The organism is Microbacterium sp. C5A9, assembly GCF_022627955.1.
Taxonomy (GTDB): Bacteria; Actinomycetota; Actinomycetes; order Actinomycetales; family Microbacteriaceae; genus Microbacterium.
The window spans coordinates 1-14,260 of record NZ_JABXGD010000011.1 but is presented as its reverse complement, the minus strand read 5'-3'; the positions used below and the strand labels follow the sequence as shown (position 1 = coordinate 14,260).

At 68.3% G+C, this 14,260-nt stretch carries 16 protein-coding genes; 5 read left to right on the top strand and 11 right to left on the bottom strand.

The features are described 5' to 3' along the window. Positions 1–1,317 carry an acyltransferase gene (locus tag HWD99_RS17845; RefSeq protein ID WP_241797541.1) on the top strand — a complete coding sequence of 439 codons (1,317 nt, stop codon included), beginning with the start codon at positions 1–3 and terminating at the stop codon, positions 1,315–1,317. Here the strand turns inward: HWD99_RS17845 and HWD99_RS17840 are convergent. From HWD99_RS17840 to HWD99_RS17830, 3 genes are read right to left on the bottom strand one after another with little or no spacing between them, the layout of a single operon-like run. Beyond that, a complete protein-coding gene (locus tag HWD99_RS17840; RefSeq protein ID WP_241797540.1) occupies positions 1,264–1,857 on the bottom strand; it encodes an energy-coupling factor transporter transmembrane component T in 594 nt (197 codons plus the stop codon). The two genes, HWD99_RS17845 and HWD99_RS17840, sit on opposite strands and share 54 nt — an antisense overlap. Further along, complete coding sequence (locus HWD99_RS17835) at positions 1,854–2,561, bottom strand: energy-coupling factor ABC transporter ATP-binding protein (protein ID WP_241797539.1); 708 nt, start codon at positions 2,559–2,561, stop codon at positions 1,854–1,856. The genes HWD99_RS17840 and HWD99_RS17835 overlap by 4 nt, the downstream gene beginning before the upstream one ends. Next, entirely contained in the window at positions 2,551–3,138 is a 588-nt protein-coding gene (locus tag HWD99_RS17830; RefSeq protein WP_241797538.1) for a biotin transporter BioY, read from the bottom strand. Before HWD99_RS17830 ends, HWD99_RS17835 begins: the two co-directional genes overlap by 11 nt. A 56-nt stretch (positions 3,139–3,194) precedes the next feature. Between HWD99_RS17830 and HWD99_RS17825 the strand changes: the two genes are divergently transcribed. Further along, the gene (locus HWD99_RS17825) at positions 3,195–3,797 is read left to right on the top strand and encodes a TetR family transcriptional regulator (RefSeq protein WP_241797537.1); all 603 of its coding nucleotides are present in this window, start codon (positions 3,195–3,197) and stop codon (positions 3,795–3,797) included. On the opposite strand, the gene HWD99_RS17820 is transcribed toward HWD99_RS17825, so the two are convergent. Genes HWD99_RS17820 through sufB form a run of 7 tightly spaced genes read right to left on the bottom strand, consistent with a single transcriptional unit; the run spans position 3,760 to position 10,343 of the window. After that, on the bottom strand, positions 3,760–5,130 hold the full coding sequence (locus HWD99_RS17820; protein ID WP_241797536.1) for an MFS transporter: 1,371 nt from the start codon (positions 5,128–5,130) through the stop codon (positions 3,760–3,762). The two genes, HWD99_RS17825 and HWD99_RS17820, sit on opposite strands and share 38 nt — an antisense overlap. Beyond that, positions 5,127–6,281 (bottom strand): MalY/PatB family protein, encoded by a 1,155-nt coding sequence (locus HWD99_RS17815; protein ID WP_241797535.1) that lies wholly within the window; start codon positions 6,279–6,281, stop codon positions 5,127–5,129. Before HWD99_RS17815 ends, HWD99_RS17820 begins: the two co-directional genes overlap by 4 nt. A 2-nt stretch (positions 6,282–6,283) precedes the next feature. Then, positions 6,284–6,613, bottom strand: a complete 330-nt coding sequence (locus HWD99_RS17810; protein ID WP_201469981.1) for a metal-sulfur cluster assembly factor — start codon at positions 6,611–6,613, stop codon at positions 6,284–6,286. 10 nt (positions 6,614–6,623) lie between these two features. Beyond that, positions 6,624–7,394 (bottom strand): Fe-S cluster assembly ATPase SufC, encoded by a 771-nt coding sequence (gene sufC / locus HWD99_RS17805; protein WP_241797534.1) that lies wholly within the window; start codon positions 7,392–7,394, stop codon positions 6,624–6,626. Further along, positions 7,395–7,721: a non-heme iron oxygenase ferredoxin subunit gene (locus HWD99_RS17800; protein WP_241797533.1), complete on the bottom strand. Its 327-nt coding sequence runs from the start codon at positions 7,719–7,721 to the stop codon at positions 7,395–7,397. It abuts the gene before it with no gap. Next, the gene (gene sufD, locus HWD99_RS17795) at positions 7,718–8,923 is read right to left on the bottom strand and encodes a Fe-S cluster assembly protein SufD (protein WP_241797532.1); all 1,206 of its coding nucleotides are present in this window, start codon (positions 8,921–8,923) and stop codon (positions 7,718–7,720) included. Before sufD ends, HWD99_RS17800 begins: the two co-directional genes overlap by 4 nt. 1 nt (position 8,924) lies before the next feature. Next, positions 8,925–10,343 (bottom strand): Fe-S cluster assembly protein SufB, encoded by a 1,419-nt coding sequence (gene sufB, locus HWD99_RS17790; RefSeq protein WP_241797531.1) that lies wholly within the window; start codon positions 10,341–10,343, stop codon positions 8,925–8,927. A gap of 233 nt (positions 10,344–10,576) precedes the next feature. Between sufB and HWD99_RS17785 the strand changes: the two genes are divergently transcribed. Both HWD99_RS17785 and HWD99_RS17780 read left to right on the top strand, forming a co-directional pair. Then, entirely contained in the window at positions 10,577–11,686 is a 1,110-nt protein-coding gene (locus HWD99_RS17785; protein WP_241797530.1) for a heme A synthase, read from the top strand. Between the two features lie 71 nt (positions 11,687–11,757). Continuing rightward, positions 11,758–12,243, top strand: coding sequence for a hypothetical protein (locus tag HWD99_RS17780; protein ID WP_241797529.1), 486 nt, complete (start codon positions 11,758–11,760; stop codon positions 12,241–12,243). On the opposite strand, the gene HWD99_RS17775 is transcribed toward HWD99_RS17780, so the two are convergent. Beyond that, positions 12,189–13,103 carry a heme o synthase gene (locus tag HWD99_RS17775; protein WP_374205488.1) on the bottom strand — a complete coding sequence of 305 codons (915 nt, stop codon included), beginning with the start codon at positions 13,101–13,103 and terminating at the stop codon, positions 12,189–12,191. The two genes, HWD99_RS17780 and HWD99_RS17775, sit on opposite strands and share 55 nt — an antisense overlap. A gap of 173 nt (positions 13,104–13,276) precedes the next feature. Here HWD99_RS17775 and HWD99_RS17770 point away from each other — a divergent pair, with 173 nt between their 5' ends. Beyond that, the gene (locus HWD99_RS17770) at positions 13,277–13,801 is read left to right on the top strand and encodes a hypothetical protein (protein WP_241797527.1); all 525 of its coding nucleotides are present in this window, start codon (positions 13,277–13,279) and stop codon (positions 13,799–13,801) included. Positions 13,802–14,260: the final 459 nt, after the last annotated feature.

Genomic DNA, 14,260 nt, shown 5'->3' with positions numbered 1-14,260 from the left:
ATGGCCATCGTCGAGGCACCCCCGCTCGCCGCTCACCGAACACCGCCGCCGAGCGGGCGCGACACCGGGATCGATTTCCTCCGTGCACTCTGCGTGCTCGGAGTCGTGCTTCTGCACGCCATCATGGTGGGCGTCACGGTCGCCGACGGCAGCCCGGTGTTCGCGAACGCGAGCGACGGCACCTGGTGGATCGCTCCGGTGAGCTGGATCCTGCAGGTCATGCCGCTGTTCTTCATCATCGCCGGCTTCGCCGGCTACACCTCCTACCGCCGCCAGTCGGAACGCGGCGGCACGGCAGCCGCCTTCGTCGCGGCGCGCGTGCACCGACTGCTCCGCCCCGCCACCGTGGTGATCGGCGTCGTGGGGGTCGCCCTGGCACTGCTGAGCCTCATCGGCGTGCCGGCCGAGATCATCGCGATCGCAGGTTTCCGCTACGGCCAGCCGCTGTGGTTCCTCGGCGTCTTCCTCCTCTGCCAGGCGCTCCTCCCGGCACTCGCCCATGCGCACCGGCGGATGCCGAAGACCATGCTCGCCGCTCTCGTCGTGGCTGCCCTCGGTGTCGATGCGCTCCGGTCGCAGACGGGTGTCGACGGTCTCGGCTTCGTGAATCTCGTGTTCGTCTGGGCAGCGCTGCAGCAGATCGGATTCTTCCTCGCAGACGGCACCGTCGATCGACTCAGCCGGCGCGTCCGCGCGATCGCGGGGGCCGCCTCCCTGATCGCGCTCGTCGCCGCCTGCGTCGGCGGCGTCTACTCCCCCGACCTCATCGCCAACATCAACCCGCCCACGTGTGCGCTGCTCCTCGTCGGCATCGTGCAGCTGAGCGCCGTCTCCCTGTTGCGCGAGCGCATCTCCGCGTTCAGTCGGCGTCCGGCAGCAGCGGCCTTCAGCGGTTTCGTCAACCGTCGGACGATGACCGTCTACCTCTGGCACATGCCCGTGCTGCTCGCCATGGCCGGGCTCTCCGCCGTCTTCGCGATGACCACCGGTGTCCCCCTGCCGGAGCCGAGCACCCTCGGCTGGTGGCTGAGCCGCCCGCTGTGGCTCGCAGGTGCGCTGGCGCTCACGGCGGCGGTCGCGATCTCACTCACGTCGATCGAGACGCGGCCGTCGCCGCCGCCGTCGTACTCGACCCGAGGCACCGCCGTCGCCGTCGCGATCGGCCTGTTCTCGGTCGTCCTCCTGCTGGTGACGGGCACGAGCGCGGTGACCGCGGGGCTCGCTGTGCTCGGACTGCTCCTGTCGCGTCGGTGGGCAGGTCGTTCACGCCAGCCCGCGGGCCGCGAGGGCATCGCCGACCTCGTCCGCGTGGCGTAGCGTGCGCACCATGAGCGGAACGACCCCGCGTACCCCCAGAGCGACACCGCGCGCGCGGTGCGCATCTCTCACCGCATCCGCGAACGATGCCACCACGGGGATCATCGTGAGCGTGAGCGAGAGCGTCATCGCCACGGCGTCGACGTCGACCCCCACCCGCCGCAGCGGGCCGAGCCCTCGATACAGCACCGCGAGGAGGTCTCCCATCCGCGTCGTGATCGTCAGCAGCGAGGCCAGGAGCACCAGTGCGATGACACGCGCGGCGCTGATCCAGGCGGTGAGCGGAGACGCGAAGAACCAGAGAGCGGTGCCGAGAACCAGCACCAGCCAGCGCAGCCGCCATATCTCGCCGCCGAGAGTCCGCAGCCCGACCCGCGCGAGGAGGAACAGACCGCAGACGCCGACCAGGGCGACCGCGACGCTCCCGGCGTCGTGGGGATACGCGGACAGGAGCAGTGCCAGCGCCGCGAGCAGCACCAGCTTGGGGCCCGCGCCCATCCGGTGCACGACGCTCGTTCCCTCGCGATACTGCTGGATCATGCGCAAAGACTCCGGTATCGCGCGATCACGTCGTCCGGCGCACCGGATGCCGCCAGCGCCCCATCGTCGAACAGGAGCGCGTGATCGCACCGTGCGGCGAGCTCGAGGTCATGCGTCACGACGATGATCTGTGCGGACGTCGAGAGCAGCAGGTCGGCGATGCGACGCGCGTTGCGCAGATCGAGCAGAGTCGTCGGCTCGTCGGCGACGATCAGCGCCGGCTCGGTGATGAGCACGGATGCCAGCGCCAGCATCTGCTTCTGCCCGCCCGAGAGCTCGGATGCCGGGACCCGCGCGTGATCGGCGAGGCCGTGCTCGGCCAGCGCCTCCACGACGCGCCTTTCGACGTCGGCCCGCGGCAACCCCCGCAGCGACAGCGCGATGTCCTCCTCCGGCGTCGGCATCAGGATCTGCGATTGCGGATCGGTGAACACGAAGCCGACACGACGGCGCAGGGCGGAGGTGTACCGCCGCGTGTCGAGTCCGTGCACCCGAACGCGTCCGGCGGTCGGAAGGACGAGCCCGTTGAGCAGGCGTGCGAACGTCGACTTCCCCGATCCGTTCGCACCGATCACCGCGATCCGTCGCGCCGTGAGATCGACGCTGATGTCGCGCAGGATGACTCGATCGTCGCGCTGCACCGTGACCCGATCGAGCGAGACCCGGTCGAGCGCGACGGCCTCGGCCGCCGCCTCAGGCCGCACGCGGCGATGCGGAGACAGGCGTGACACGATCGCCGAAGGCGCGAGGGTAGGCGCGATTCAGCGCGAGTGCGAGTGCGGTCGCGGCGGCGGCCTTGAGCAGGTCGCCCGGCAGGAAGACCAGGCTCGACACGGCCGTCGGCAGCAGATCGACGCCGAGCACGAGCGACTGCACCGGGATCCCGAAGAGGTACACGACCAGGATGCCTCCGACGACGGTCGCGAGCAGGATCCGCCACCAGGCGAAGCGACCGCTGCGAACGATCAGCCCGACGACCACGACGCCCGCGATCCATCCGACGAGGTAGCCGGCCGTCGGCCCCGCGAACACCCCGAGTCCTCCCCGTCCGCCCGCGAGCACCGGCAGCCCGACGGCCGCGAGTGCGAGCACGAGCAGCACCGACAGCGGCGCGCGTCGCGGCCCGAGCACCACCCCGGCGAGCATCACTCCGAGTGTCTGCGCCGTGATCGGCACTCCGCCCGGAATCGGCACCGTGACCATGCCGAGCACCACGATGAGTGCGGCGAAGAGCGCGATCCGCGCGAGGTCGCGGCCTAGAGAGTCCTGCTGTCGTGCCATATCCGAGTTCCTTCCTGAACACTGTTCACTTGAACGGTGTTCACTATACTGAGGGCATGGTGCCGGAACACAACTCGACGCGACACGACCGCGACGGCGTCGCCCGCGCGGCGTTGCTGCTCCTCGACGAGGTCGGCCTCGCGGATCTGTCGATGAGGCGGATCGCCGGCGCGCTCGACGTGCAGCCGAGCGCGCTCTACTGGCACTTCGCCAGCAAACAGGAGCTCCTGGCCGAACTCGCCGATCGCATCACGGCGACCATGCCTCGCGCGGATGCCGATGTCCTGACCACGGCACGCGGTATCCGCGATGCCCTTTTCACCTACCGAGACGGCGCAGAGCTCGTCCTGAGCACCTCCGCGCTCCGCCTCGGCTCGTCCCCGGCGCAGACCGCCCTGGAGTCGGCACTCCGACGCCACGGGGCCGACGACCCCGAGAACCGCGCGGCCGCACTCCTGCATTTCGTCCTGGGCCACGCGACGCTCGTGCAGCAGCGCATGCACGCCGACAGCCACGGTGCGACGATCGGTGACGGCGTGCACGACATCACCGCAGGGCTCGACCGCGTCTTCGATCTCGGCGTCACGGCGCTCGCGGGGACGCCGGTCGCCGACGACGAGGTCAGCGAGCTGCCGACTCCGCGGCGTGACCGAGCCTGAGCCCGGGTACGAACGCGACCAGGACCAGACCCAGGCAGAACGCGAACACGACAGCGAAGGCACTCGCCTCGCCACCCAGACTGGCGACGGCCAGACCGGCCAGTGCGATCACCACCGCGGAGCCGGTGGAGTCGGAGATCGACAGGGCCGAGGAGTTGAAGCCCTGATTGCCCTCGTGAGAGTACGCGAGCGTGAGCACGGTGAGCCGCGGATAGAGCAGCCCCATCCCTCCCCCGGCGAAGGCCCAGCCGATCACGACGAGGAGCGGAGACACGCCCCACAGCGCAGCCACGAGCACGCAGAGCACGGCGATGAGCAGCAGAGACAGGCTGATGGCCGTGATGCGCGTGTTGCCGAGACGCTCGCCATAGCGCCCCTGCAGCTGCGAGGCGCCCGCCCACGCGAAGGCGGCGAGCAAGAGGGCGATACCGGCCCACGTCGCGGTGAAGCCGAATCGCTCCATCAGGAGGTAGGGGATGTACGCCTCCGAGGCGAAGAACGCTCCGGCCGCGATACCGCGCATGAGCACGACGCTGGGCAGGCCGCGGCCGGCTCGCAGGGTGCGTCGAGGAAGCAGCGGCAGCACCGCGACCCCGATCACGAGGACCGATCCGAGTGCCACCGGCCAGGCGAATGCCGCATCCAGCTCCGCCGTGAACCCGATCAGCACCGCGAACACGGCGACCACGACGGCGAGAGCCAGGCGGATGACGAGCGCACGGCGGTCCTGCGGCTCACCGTGTCCCAGGTCGACGCCGCGAAGACGCACGGCGATCATGAGGAAGGCGACCGCCGTCAGCACGGCGACGCCGAGGAACGCCCAGCGCCAGTCGAGATACTCGGCCACCGCTCCCGCGAGGAAGGGCCCGATCATGGACGGCACGACCCAGGCGGCAGCGAACGCCGCGAACACCCTGCCGTGCAGATGGGGCGGGTAGAGGCGGGCGACGACCACGTACAGGGCGACGGTCTGTCCCCCCGCGCCGAGTCCCTGCACGAGACGCCCGATGAGGAACTGATCCATCGTGAACGCGAGACCCGACAGCAGCAGACCGGCGATGAAGAGCGACACGGCGACGTACAGGGCTCCACGCGGACCACGAGCGTCAGACCACGCCCCGGCCGCCACCATGCCGATCACGCCGGTCGCCAGCGTGCCGGCGAAGGCGACGGCATACAGGGCGCGACCGTCGAGCGCCTCGCTCACGATGGGCATCACGGTCGTGACCGCGAGCGCCTCGATGGCGGCGAGGAAGATCAGTGCGACGGCACCCGCGGTGACCCAGAGTCGCTCGCGATCCCAGATCGATGCGGCCGTCTGCTGCTCGGTCATCGACCCGCGAGCGACGCGATGCGCTCGACGGCCTCGGTGATGATCTCCGGGCTCGTGCCGAAGTTGAGCCGCACGTGCCCTGCACCTTCGGCGCCGAAGGCGGGCCCGTAGTGCAGCGCGACCCGCGCGTCCTTGAGGATCCGCCTCGCGGGATTGTCGCCCCAGCCCAGGCCTGACAGGTCGATCCAGGCGAGGTACCCGGCGTCGGGGATGCGGTAGTGCGCCTCAGGGAGCCTCGCCGCCAGAAGATCCTCGAGCAACACTCGATTCTCGTCCAGCGTGCGCAGCAGACCGTCGAGCCAGGCGTCGCTCTCCTGCGAGAACGCCGCCACGGCCGCGAGCAGCCCGAGCTGACCCGTGCGCCACTCGACCTCGATGGGCAGCCCGCGCACGACCGCGCTCGTGGCGTCGGCCGCGGTGACCATGAGGGCGCACTTGAGTCCGGCGAGGTTGAAGGCCTTGCTCGCGCTGACCACGGCATACCCCACGCGCTCGGCCGCGTCGCCCACGTCGAGGAACGGGGTGAAACCCGTCCCCGGCTGCGCCAGCGGGGCATGGATCTCGTCGGAGATGACCGCGGCCCCGAACTCGGCGGCGATCTCGGCCAGCGCCGCGAGTGAGTCGCAGGAGTGGACCGTTCCGGTCGGGTTGTGCGGATTGCACAGCAGCATCGCGGTGGCGCCGTCTGCGAACGCGGCGCGGATGCCGTCGAGGTCGAGCTCCCAGGCCGTGCCCGTATCGAGCAGCGGCACTCGTTCGACCTCGGCACCGGCCTCTGCGACGAGGTCGTAGAACGGCGGATACACCGGCGGCGTCACGACGACGCGCTCCCCCGGCTGCGTCACACGGCGCAGGATCTCGACGATCCCCATGCTGACATCCGCGGTGCTGCGCATGCGCGCAGGATCCGCCTCCCAGCCGAACCGGCGCCGGGCGAAGTCCGCGTACGCCGCGGCGAGCGGCGTACGCGAGGCGATGTACCCGGTGTCACCGGCGTCGACAGCGCGATGCAGAGCATCGGAGATCGCGGGAGCGAGCGGGAAGTCGGTTTCCGCGACGAAGAGCGGAAGGACGTCGGCGGGATACTCCCGCCATTTCTCGCTGGTTCTCTCGCGGAGCTCAGCCAGAGGCAGAGCCGTGACCTCGAGCATCCTCAGATCGCGAAGCCGAGGGCACGCATCATGTCACGCCCGTCATCGGTGATCCGCTCGGGTCCCCACGGCGGCATCCACACCCAGTTGATGCGGAAGCGATCGACGACGCTGTCCAGTGCCTGAGCGGTCTGGTCCTCGAGCACGTCGGTCAGGGGGCAGCCCGCACTGGTCAGCGTCATGTGGATGACGAGAGCATCGTTCTCGTCATCCCACGCGAGGTCGTAGATGAGGCCGAGGTCGACGACGTTGATGCCGAGCTCCGGGTCCATGACGTCTTTGAGAGCCTCGGTGACCTCGTCGTACTTCGCGTCGGTGAGGGTGGCTGTCATGCGAATCAGCCTACGCCTCGATGGGGGCTGCGGGGTCGAGGAAACGGTCGTATCCCTCTTCCTCGAGCCGGTCTGCGAGCTCGGGGCCGCCCTCTTCCACGATCTTGCCCGCGACGACGACGTGCACGAAGTCGGGGCGGATGTAGCGGAGGATGCGGGTGTAGTGCGTGATCAGCAGAACGCCGAGACCCGTGGACTCCTTGGCGCGGTTGACGCCCTCGGAGACGATCTTCAGGGCGTCGACGTCGAGGCCGGAGTCGGTCTCGTCGAGGATCGCGAACTGCGGCTTGAGCACCTCGAGCTGGAGGATCTCGTGGCGCTTCTTCTCACCACCGGAGAAACCCTCGTTGACGTTGCGCTGCGCGAACTTCGGGTCCATGCGCAGGTTGGCCATGGCCGCCTTGACGTCCTTGGTCCAGCCGCGGATCGCCGGTGCCTCGCCGTCGAGCGCCGTCTTGGCGGTGCGGAGGAAGTTCGTCACCGTCACGCCGGGGATCTCGACCGGGTACTGCATGGCGAGGAAGAGACCCGCACGAGCGCGCTCGTCGACGCTCATCTCGAGCACGTCCTGACCGTCGAACGTGATCGAGCCGGAGGTCACGGTGTACTTCGGGTGACCGGCGATCGTGTACGCGAGGGTGGACTTGCCGGAGCCGTTGGGGCCCATGATGGCGTGGGTCTCACCGGTGTTCATGGTGAGGGTGATTCCGTTGAGGATCGGGGTGGTCCCCGCCTCGGTCTCGACCGTCACGTGCAGGTCGCGGATTTCGAGAACAGACATTCAGACTTCCTTCGTCACAGTCGGGTCGATGAGCACGTCGTCGCCGTCGATCTCGACGACGTAGACCGGAACGGGCTCATAAGCGGGGAGATTCTGGGGCTTGCCGGTGAGTAGGGAGAAGGCGGAGCCATGGGCCCAGCACTCCACCGTGTCGCCCTCGACGAAACCTTCGGACAGCGAGATGTCGCCGTGCGTGCAGGTGTCTCCGATGGCGTGGATGACGCCCTCGGAGTCCTTGATCACCGTGATGGGCACACCGTTCGGCTCGACACGGATCGGGGTGTCGAGTTCGAGCTCGGCGACGCCGCAGACGCGCTCGGCGCTCACGCGTCGACCTCCGCGAGCTCGGTCTCGATCGCGTCGAGCAGCTCGGTCTCCAGCGCGGGGATGCCGAGGCGCTGGACGATGTCGGTGAGGAAGCCGAGCACGACGAGACGGCGTGCTTCCTCTTCGCTGATGCCGCGAGCCTGCAGGTAGAACAGCTGCTCATCGTCGAAGCGTCCGGTGGCGCTGGCGTGGCCGGCGCCGAGGATGTCTCCGGTCTCGATCTCGAGGTTCGGGATCGAGTCGGCGCGAGCGCCCTCGGTGAGCACCAGGTTGCGGTTCGCCTCGTAGGAGTCGGTGCCGGTCGCGTCGGCGCCGATCAGCACGTCGCCGATCCAGACGCTGTGCGCTCCCTGGCCCTGCAGCGCACCCTTGTAGAGCACGTCACCCTTGGTGTGCGGACCCTTGTGGTGGAGGTAGACCTGGCTCTCGAGGTGCTGGCCGGCATCGGCGTACGAGAGACCGTAGAGGTACCCCTCGGAGCCTGCGCCTGCGAGCTCGACGCTCGGGTTCACGCGCACCACACCGCCGCCGAAGCTGATGACGAAGTGCTTGAGAGTGGCATCCGCGTCGACGCGAGCCTGGTGAGCCGACGTGTGCACGGCCTCGTCCTGCCACTGCTGCAGGCTGATGACGGTGAGCTTCGCTCCGTCGCGGACGATGATCTCGACGTTCTGCGAGTACTGCGCGGCACCGGTGTGCTGCAGCACGACCGTTGCCGAGCTGTGCTCGAGAGCCTCAATCACGATGTGGGCATCGGCGCGCAGATCCGCCCCGAGACCGGCGATCGACACGAGGATGGGCTCGGCCACCTCTTCTTCGCGCGGGATGCGGATGTGCAGCGCCTCAGCAGCTCCCTGCCAGGCGACGGCGGCGGTGATGTCCTCGGCGAGGAAGACCTCGCCGCGGGGCGCATCGCCGGCGGCGAGCGGCGTGGACACGTAGTGCTCTCCGGCGCCGAACGTGTAGCTCACTCCTTCGGCGGAGTCCGCGACCTCGAAGAGGCCGGAGAGCTTCGCCACCGGAGTGTGCTTCCAGTTGACCTCACGGCCGCTGGGCGCACCGAAATCGGTGGGATCGAACGAATGCGGGCGCTCCGACCGGGTCTGCACCGGAACGAATCCTGCGTCCGCGACCTGCGCGGCCGGGTCGACGTGCGCGCTCGAATCATGCGACGCCGTCGGCGTCGTCGTCTGGGCCGTCATCTCAGCCGACCGATCCTTCCATGCCCATCTCGATGAGCTTGTTCAATTCCATCGCGTACTCCATCGGCAGCTCCCGCGCGATCGGCTCGATGAAACCGCGCACGATCATCGCCATCGCCTCGTCCTCGGGCATGCCGCGAGACTGCAGATAGAAGAGCTGCTCCTCGCTGACCTTCGAGACCGTGGCCTCGTGGCCGAGCTGCACGTCGTCGACGCGGATGTCGATCGCCGGATACGTGTCGGAGCGCGACTTGGTGTCCACGAGCAGCGCGTCGCAGCGCACCGTGTTGGCCGAGTGGTGCGCGTTCGCGTCCACGCGGACCTCACCGCGGTATCCCGCACGACCGCCACCGCGGGCGATCGACTTCGAGACGATCGACGACTGCGTGTACGGAGCCATGTGGATCATCTTCGCGCCGGCGTCCTGGTGCTGACCGGGGCCCGCGAAGGCGACCGAGAGCGTCTCGCCCTTGGCGTGCTCGCCCATCAGGTAGATCGAGGGGTACTTCATGGTCACCTTGGAGCCGATGTTGCCGTCGACCCACTCCATCGTCGCGCCCTCGTGCGCGACCGCACGCTTGGTGACGAGGTTGTAGACGTTGTTCGACCAGTTCTGGATCGTCGTGTAGCGAACGCGGGCGTTCTTCTTCACGATGATCTCGACGACGGCCGAGTGCAGGGAGTCCGACTTGTAGATCGGAGCCGTGCAGCCCTCGATGTAGTGGACGTAGCTGTCCTCGTCGGCGATGATCAGGGTCCGCTCGAACTGGCCCATGTTCTCGGTGTTGATGCGGAAGTACGCCTGCAGCGGGATCTCGACGTGCACGCCCTTGGGGACGTAGACGAACGATCCGCCCGACCACACGGCGGTGTTCAGAGCCGCGAACTTGTTGTCGCCGGCGGGGATCACGGTGCCGAAGTACTCCTCGAAGAACTCGGGGTGCTCGCGCAGCGCCGTGTCGGTGTCCATGAAGATGACACCCTGCTCTTCCAGGTCCTCGCGGATCTGGTGGTAGACGACCTCGGACTCGTACTGAGCCGCGACGCCGGCCACGAGACGCTGACGCTCGGCCTCGGGGATGCCGAGGCGCTCGTAGGTCTCACGGATCTCGGCGGGAAGGTCTTCCCACGACTGCGCCTGCTTCTCGGTGGAGCGCACGAAGTACTTGATGTTGTCGAAGTCGATCTCGCTGAGGTCTGCGCCCCAGGTCGGCATCGGCTTGCGTCCGAAGAGCTGATAGCCCTTGAGACGGGTCTTCAGCATCCATTCGGGCTCGCGCTTGAGCGCCGAGATCCCGCGGACCACCTCTTCGGAGATTCCGCGCTTGGCGATGGCTCCGGCGGCGTCCTCATCATGCCATCCGAATTCGTACACCCCCAGGCCATCGAGCTCCGGGCGGTCGATCAGCACATCCGACATCACACACTCTCCTCACAGGTCCCAAAACGGTGTAATCCGCCCCGACACACCTGATCCCCGTCGAGTCTGCGGGAGCGGGTGCCGTTGGTGGGCCCTCATCACCGGCGCTTCCATCGCGCCTAAACTGTTAGTGATGGTGCAGCGCGGTCAGCGCTCATCACAACAATCCGATTCTACAGGTTCCGCCTGAAGACAGGGCCGCTCGCCGTGTCCGCCGCGGTTCGGAGAGACATATGCCCGACACCTCGTTCGCCTCCCCCACGAATGCACAGGACGCGCCGTCGACCCACGCGGCTCTGTGGGGGCGCGCGCTCCGCATCTTCGCGTGGCTGTCGTTCCTCGCTCAGACCATCATCATCGGCACCGGAGGCGCGGTCCGCCTGACCGGTTCGGGCCTCGGATGCTCGGAATGGCCGCTCTGCACCCCCGAGTCGCTCGTGCCGATCTACGCCGATCAGGGCATCCACGGGATCATCGAGTTCGGCAACCGCGTGATGACCGGCGTGGTCGGCATCATCGCCCTCGCGGTCCTGCTGCTGGTGCTCGCGCGGGTCGGTGGCAGGCGTCTCGTCTTCTCGGCACTGCGTTTCGCCGCGAGCGGAATCGTCGCAGCCGGCGTGGTCTTCCTCATCATGACGCTCATCGGGCTCCCCGCGACGCCTTTCGCGATGGGCGCTCTGCTGATCACGGTGATCGCGGCGATCGTCCGCTCTCTGCGGCTCGCCACCGAGCGGCGCGACCTCGTGATCCTGGCTTGGCTGGTGCTGGCCGGGGTCGTCGCACAGGCGCTGGTCGGCGGCATCACGGTGCTCACCGGACTCAACCCCTTCATCGTCGGATTCCACTACGTCTCCTCGCTGCTGCTCGTGTGCGTCACCGCCGCCTTCCTGGTGCGTCTGTACTCGCCTGCGGGCCCGCGCGAGAGCGCGGTTCCGAAGTGGTTCACGATCCTCACCCACGTCACCGGCCTCGCCCTCGCCGTCACCATCGTGTTCGGGGTGCTCACCACCGGATCCGGACCGCACTCCGGCGACGCCGACGTGCTCCGCCACGGTTTCGACGCGACCGTCCTCGCGCACGTGCACTCGTGGCCCGGGTACATCCTCGCCGTGCTCGTGCTCGCGCTCACCGTCTCGGCCTGGGCTCTCCGCCTCGAGCCGCGCCGGTGGCTTCTCGTGCTCGTGATCGCGATCCTCGTGCAGGTTGCGGTGGGCGTCTGGCAGGCCCGGGAGGGGCTGCCGCCCGTGCTCGTCGGCATCCACATGGTGCTCGCCTCGCTGTCCGCCGCCGCGTACACGGTGGTCGTCCTGCACCTGAAGAAGCCCGTCGACTCGCAGCAGTGAGTGCGGGCCGCACAGTGGATGCATAGCTGCGGCATCACAGGCTCATCAGTTCGTCGTGCAACGTGGCGGGCATGAACAAGTCACTGACACGCAGCATCGGCTTCTGGCTCCTCCTCGTGCTCTCGCTCGCCTCGGCGGGCGTCGGAGGATGGCTCATCGCCGGACAGGTCGGCACGATGACGAGCACCCTGCTCGACGGCACCGCGACCGGCATCGAGGTCTACGTGGGCCAGTCGCTCGTCGTGGTGGGGGCGGCGCTGCTCGGAGCCGGCGTCCTCGGCATCCTCCTCGCCGTCGCGCTCACCGCCGTTCAGGCGCTGATGCCGTCGGCCACGCCCGTCGTCGTGGAGCCCATCGCCTGGACCGCCGAGAGCGACCCGGCTCAGGAGGGCGACATCACGAACCCCGAGACCGACATCACGAACCCTGACACCGACATCACGAACACCGAGAACGACGCGCAGAGCGCCGACGACGAGGAGATCTCGTCAGACGAGAAGGCTCAGAACGGCAGCAGCGGATCGACCGCGACGGCCACGAAGATCAGCGTCAAGTAGGTGATCGAGGCGTGGAAGACTCGCATCGGCCGCGCCTCGTTCCCCCGCACCGCCTGGTTGTAGAGACGGTGTGACTCATAGATGAACCACCCGCCGAACACAGCGGCGGAGACGCCGTAGACGAGGCCCATGTTCGCGATCGGGATCAGCAGCAGCGAGCAGGCGACGGTCGCCCAGGCATACAGGATGACCTGCAGGCCGACCTGCGACGCGTTGCGGGTCACGCCGAGCATGGGCACGTCTACGTCTTCGTAGTCGTCCTTGTACTTCATCGACAGCGGCCAGTAGTGCGGCGGAGTCCAGAGGAAGATGAGAGCGAAGAGGATGAACGCCGGCCAGTCGAGCGAACCCGTGACAGCGGCCCATCCGATGAGCACCGGGAAGCATCCCGCGATGCCTCCCCAGATGATGTTCTGCTCGGTGCGACGCTTGAGGATCATCGTGTAGATCACGACATAGAAGAAGATCGCGAACGCCGACAGCGCCGCGGCGAGCCAGTTCGTGGTGACGAGGAGCCACACGGTCGAGAGGATGGCGAGCGTCCACGAGAAGATGAGCGCCCCCCGGGGCGTGATCTCCCCTGTCACCAACGGGCGGTTCTCGGTGCGGTGCATGTGAGCGTCGATGTCGCGATCGAGGTACATGTTGAACGCGGCCGCAGATCCGGCGCTCAACGAGCCGCCGATCACGGTGGCGAGCACCAACAGCATGTTGGGCAGTCCGCCCTGAGCGAGGAACATCACGGGGACCGTCGACACCAGGAGCAGTTCGAGGACGCGCGGCTTGGTGAGGGCGACGTACGCCTTCACGGTACGACCGATGGACTTCTTCACAACGGTCTGATCAGACATCGTCGAGATCTCGATCGCCTCCTCCGCACGCGTCACGACAGCTTTCCCAGTCTAGAGCACAGTGTTGCTGTGGATAACGCGCCCGCGACCTTCGCCATCGCGGTTACCGTGACCGGGTGAATCCGCGTCGCTCCGTGTCCCGCCCCGAGTCCCGCCCCGCCTCCCGCCACGAACCTCCACGCGTGTTGCGCCTCGCCGCCGTCGCCGCGATCCCCGCGATCGTGATGCTGCTCGGAGGCTGCGCGCCCGGAGCCGCGCCGACTCCCGCTCCGACCCCCGCGTTCGCCAGTGAGGCCGAGGCCTTCGCCGCGGCAGAGGAGGTGTATCGGGCGTACAACGAGGCAGGGAACGATCGCCGCGGAGGCGATAAATCGGTGAAACCTCAGGATTTTCTGGTGGGCACCGCGCTCGAGGGGGCTATCGATGGGCAGAACTTTCTCCGTGAACACGATGTGCGTTTGACCGGCGTGATCCTGGTCATGACCTTCGTAGGCGAGCACTCGGCCCCGAGCGAACCTCCGGTCGTCCATGCGCTTGTGTGTCTCGACCTCTCCAACGCTCGAACCATGGACGCAAGCGGCAACGACGTGACACCTGCAGATCGGCCGACCGTGATCGCTCAGCGGGTGACATTCGTGCACGACGGCATCAAGCTCCGTATCTCCGAAGAGGCGGAAGGAGACGCCGAATCATGCCCTTCGCTCTGAACATCGTCAGTGTGCCGCTTCTCGTGGTTTCACTTCTTTCGGTTCCAGCTGCGGCAGGCGGTTGCGGTCAGGAAGTTCAGGCTGCTTTCGGCCGTTGCCCCGACGCGAGCACCGACGGCTCGTCGCTGACCGTCTCGGGCACGCAACAACGCCCCGGCACACCCGCGACCCCCCACACACCCACCACCCCCGGCATCCCGGACACCCGGAACACCAGCCCCGGCTCCCCCACCGAACCCGCACCACCCAGCGACCGCGCCATCCGCCTCGCCGACTGCATGGACGACTCCGGCACCGTCCGCTGCCTCACCCTCACCACCCCCGAAACCACACCCGCCGCCCAGGGCCCCCCCCCCCCCCCCCCCGCCCCCGGGCCCCCCCCCCCCCCCCCCCCCCCCCCCCCGCCCCCCGCCCGCCCCCCCCCCCCCCCCCGGCCCGGGCCGCGGGGCGGGCGGCGCC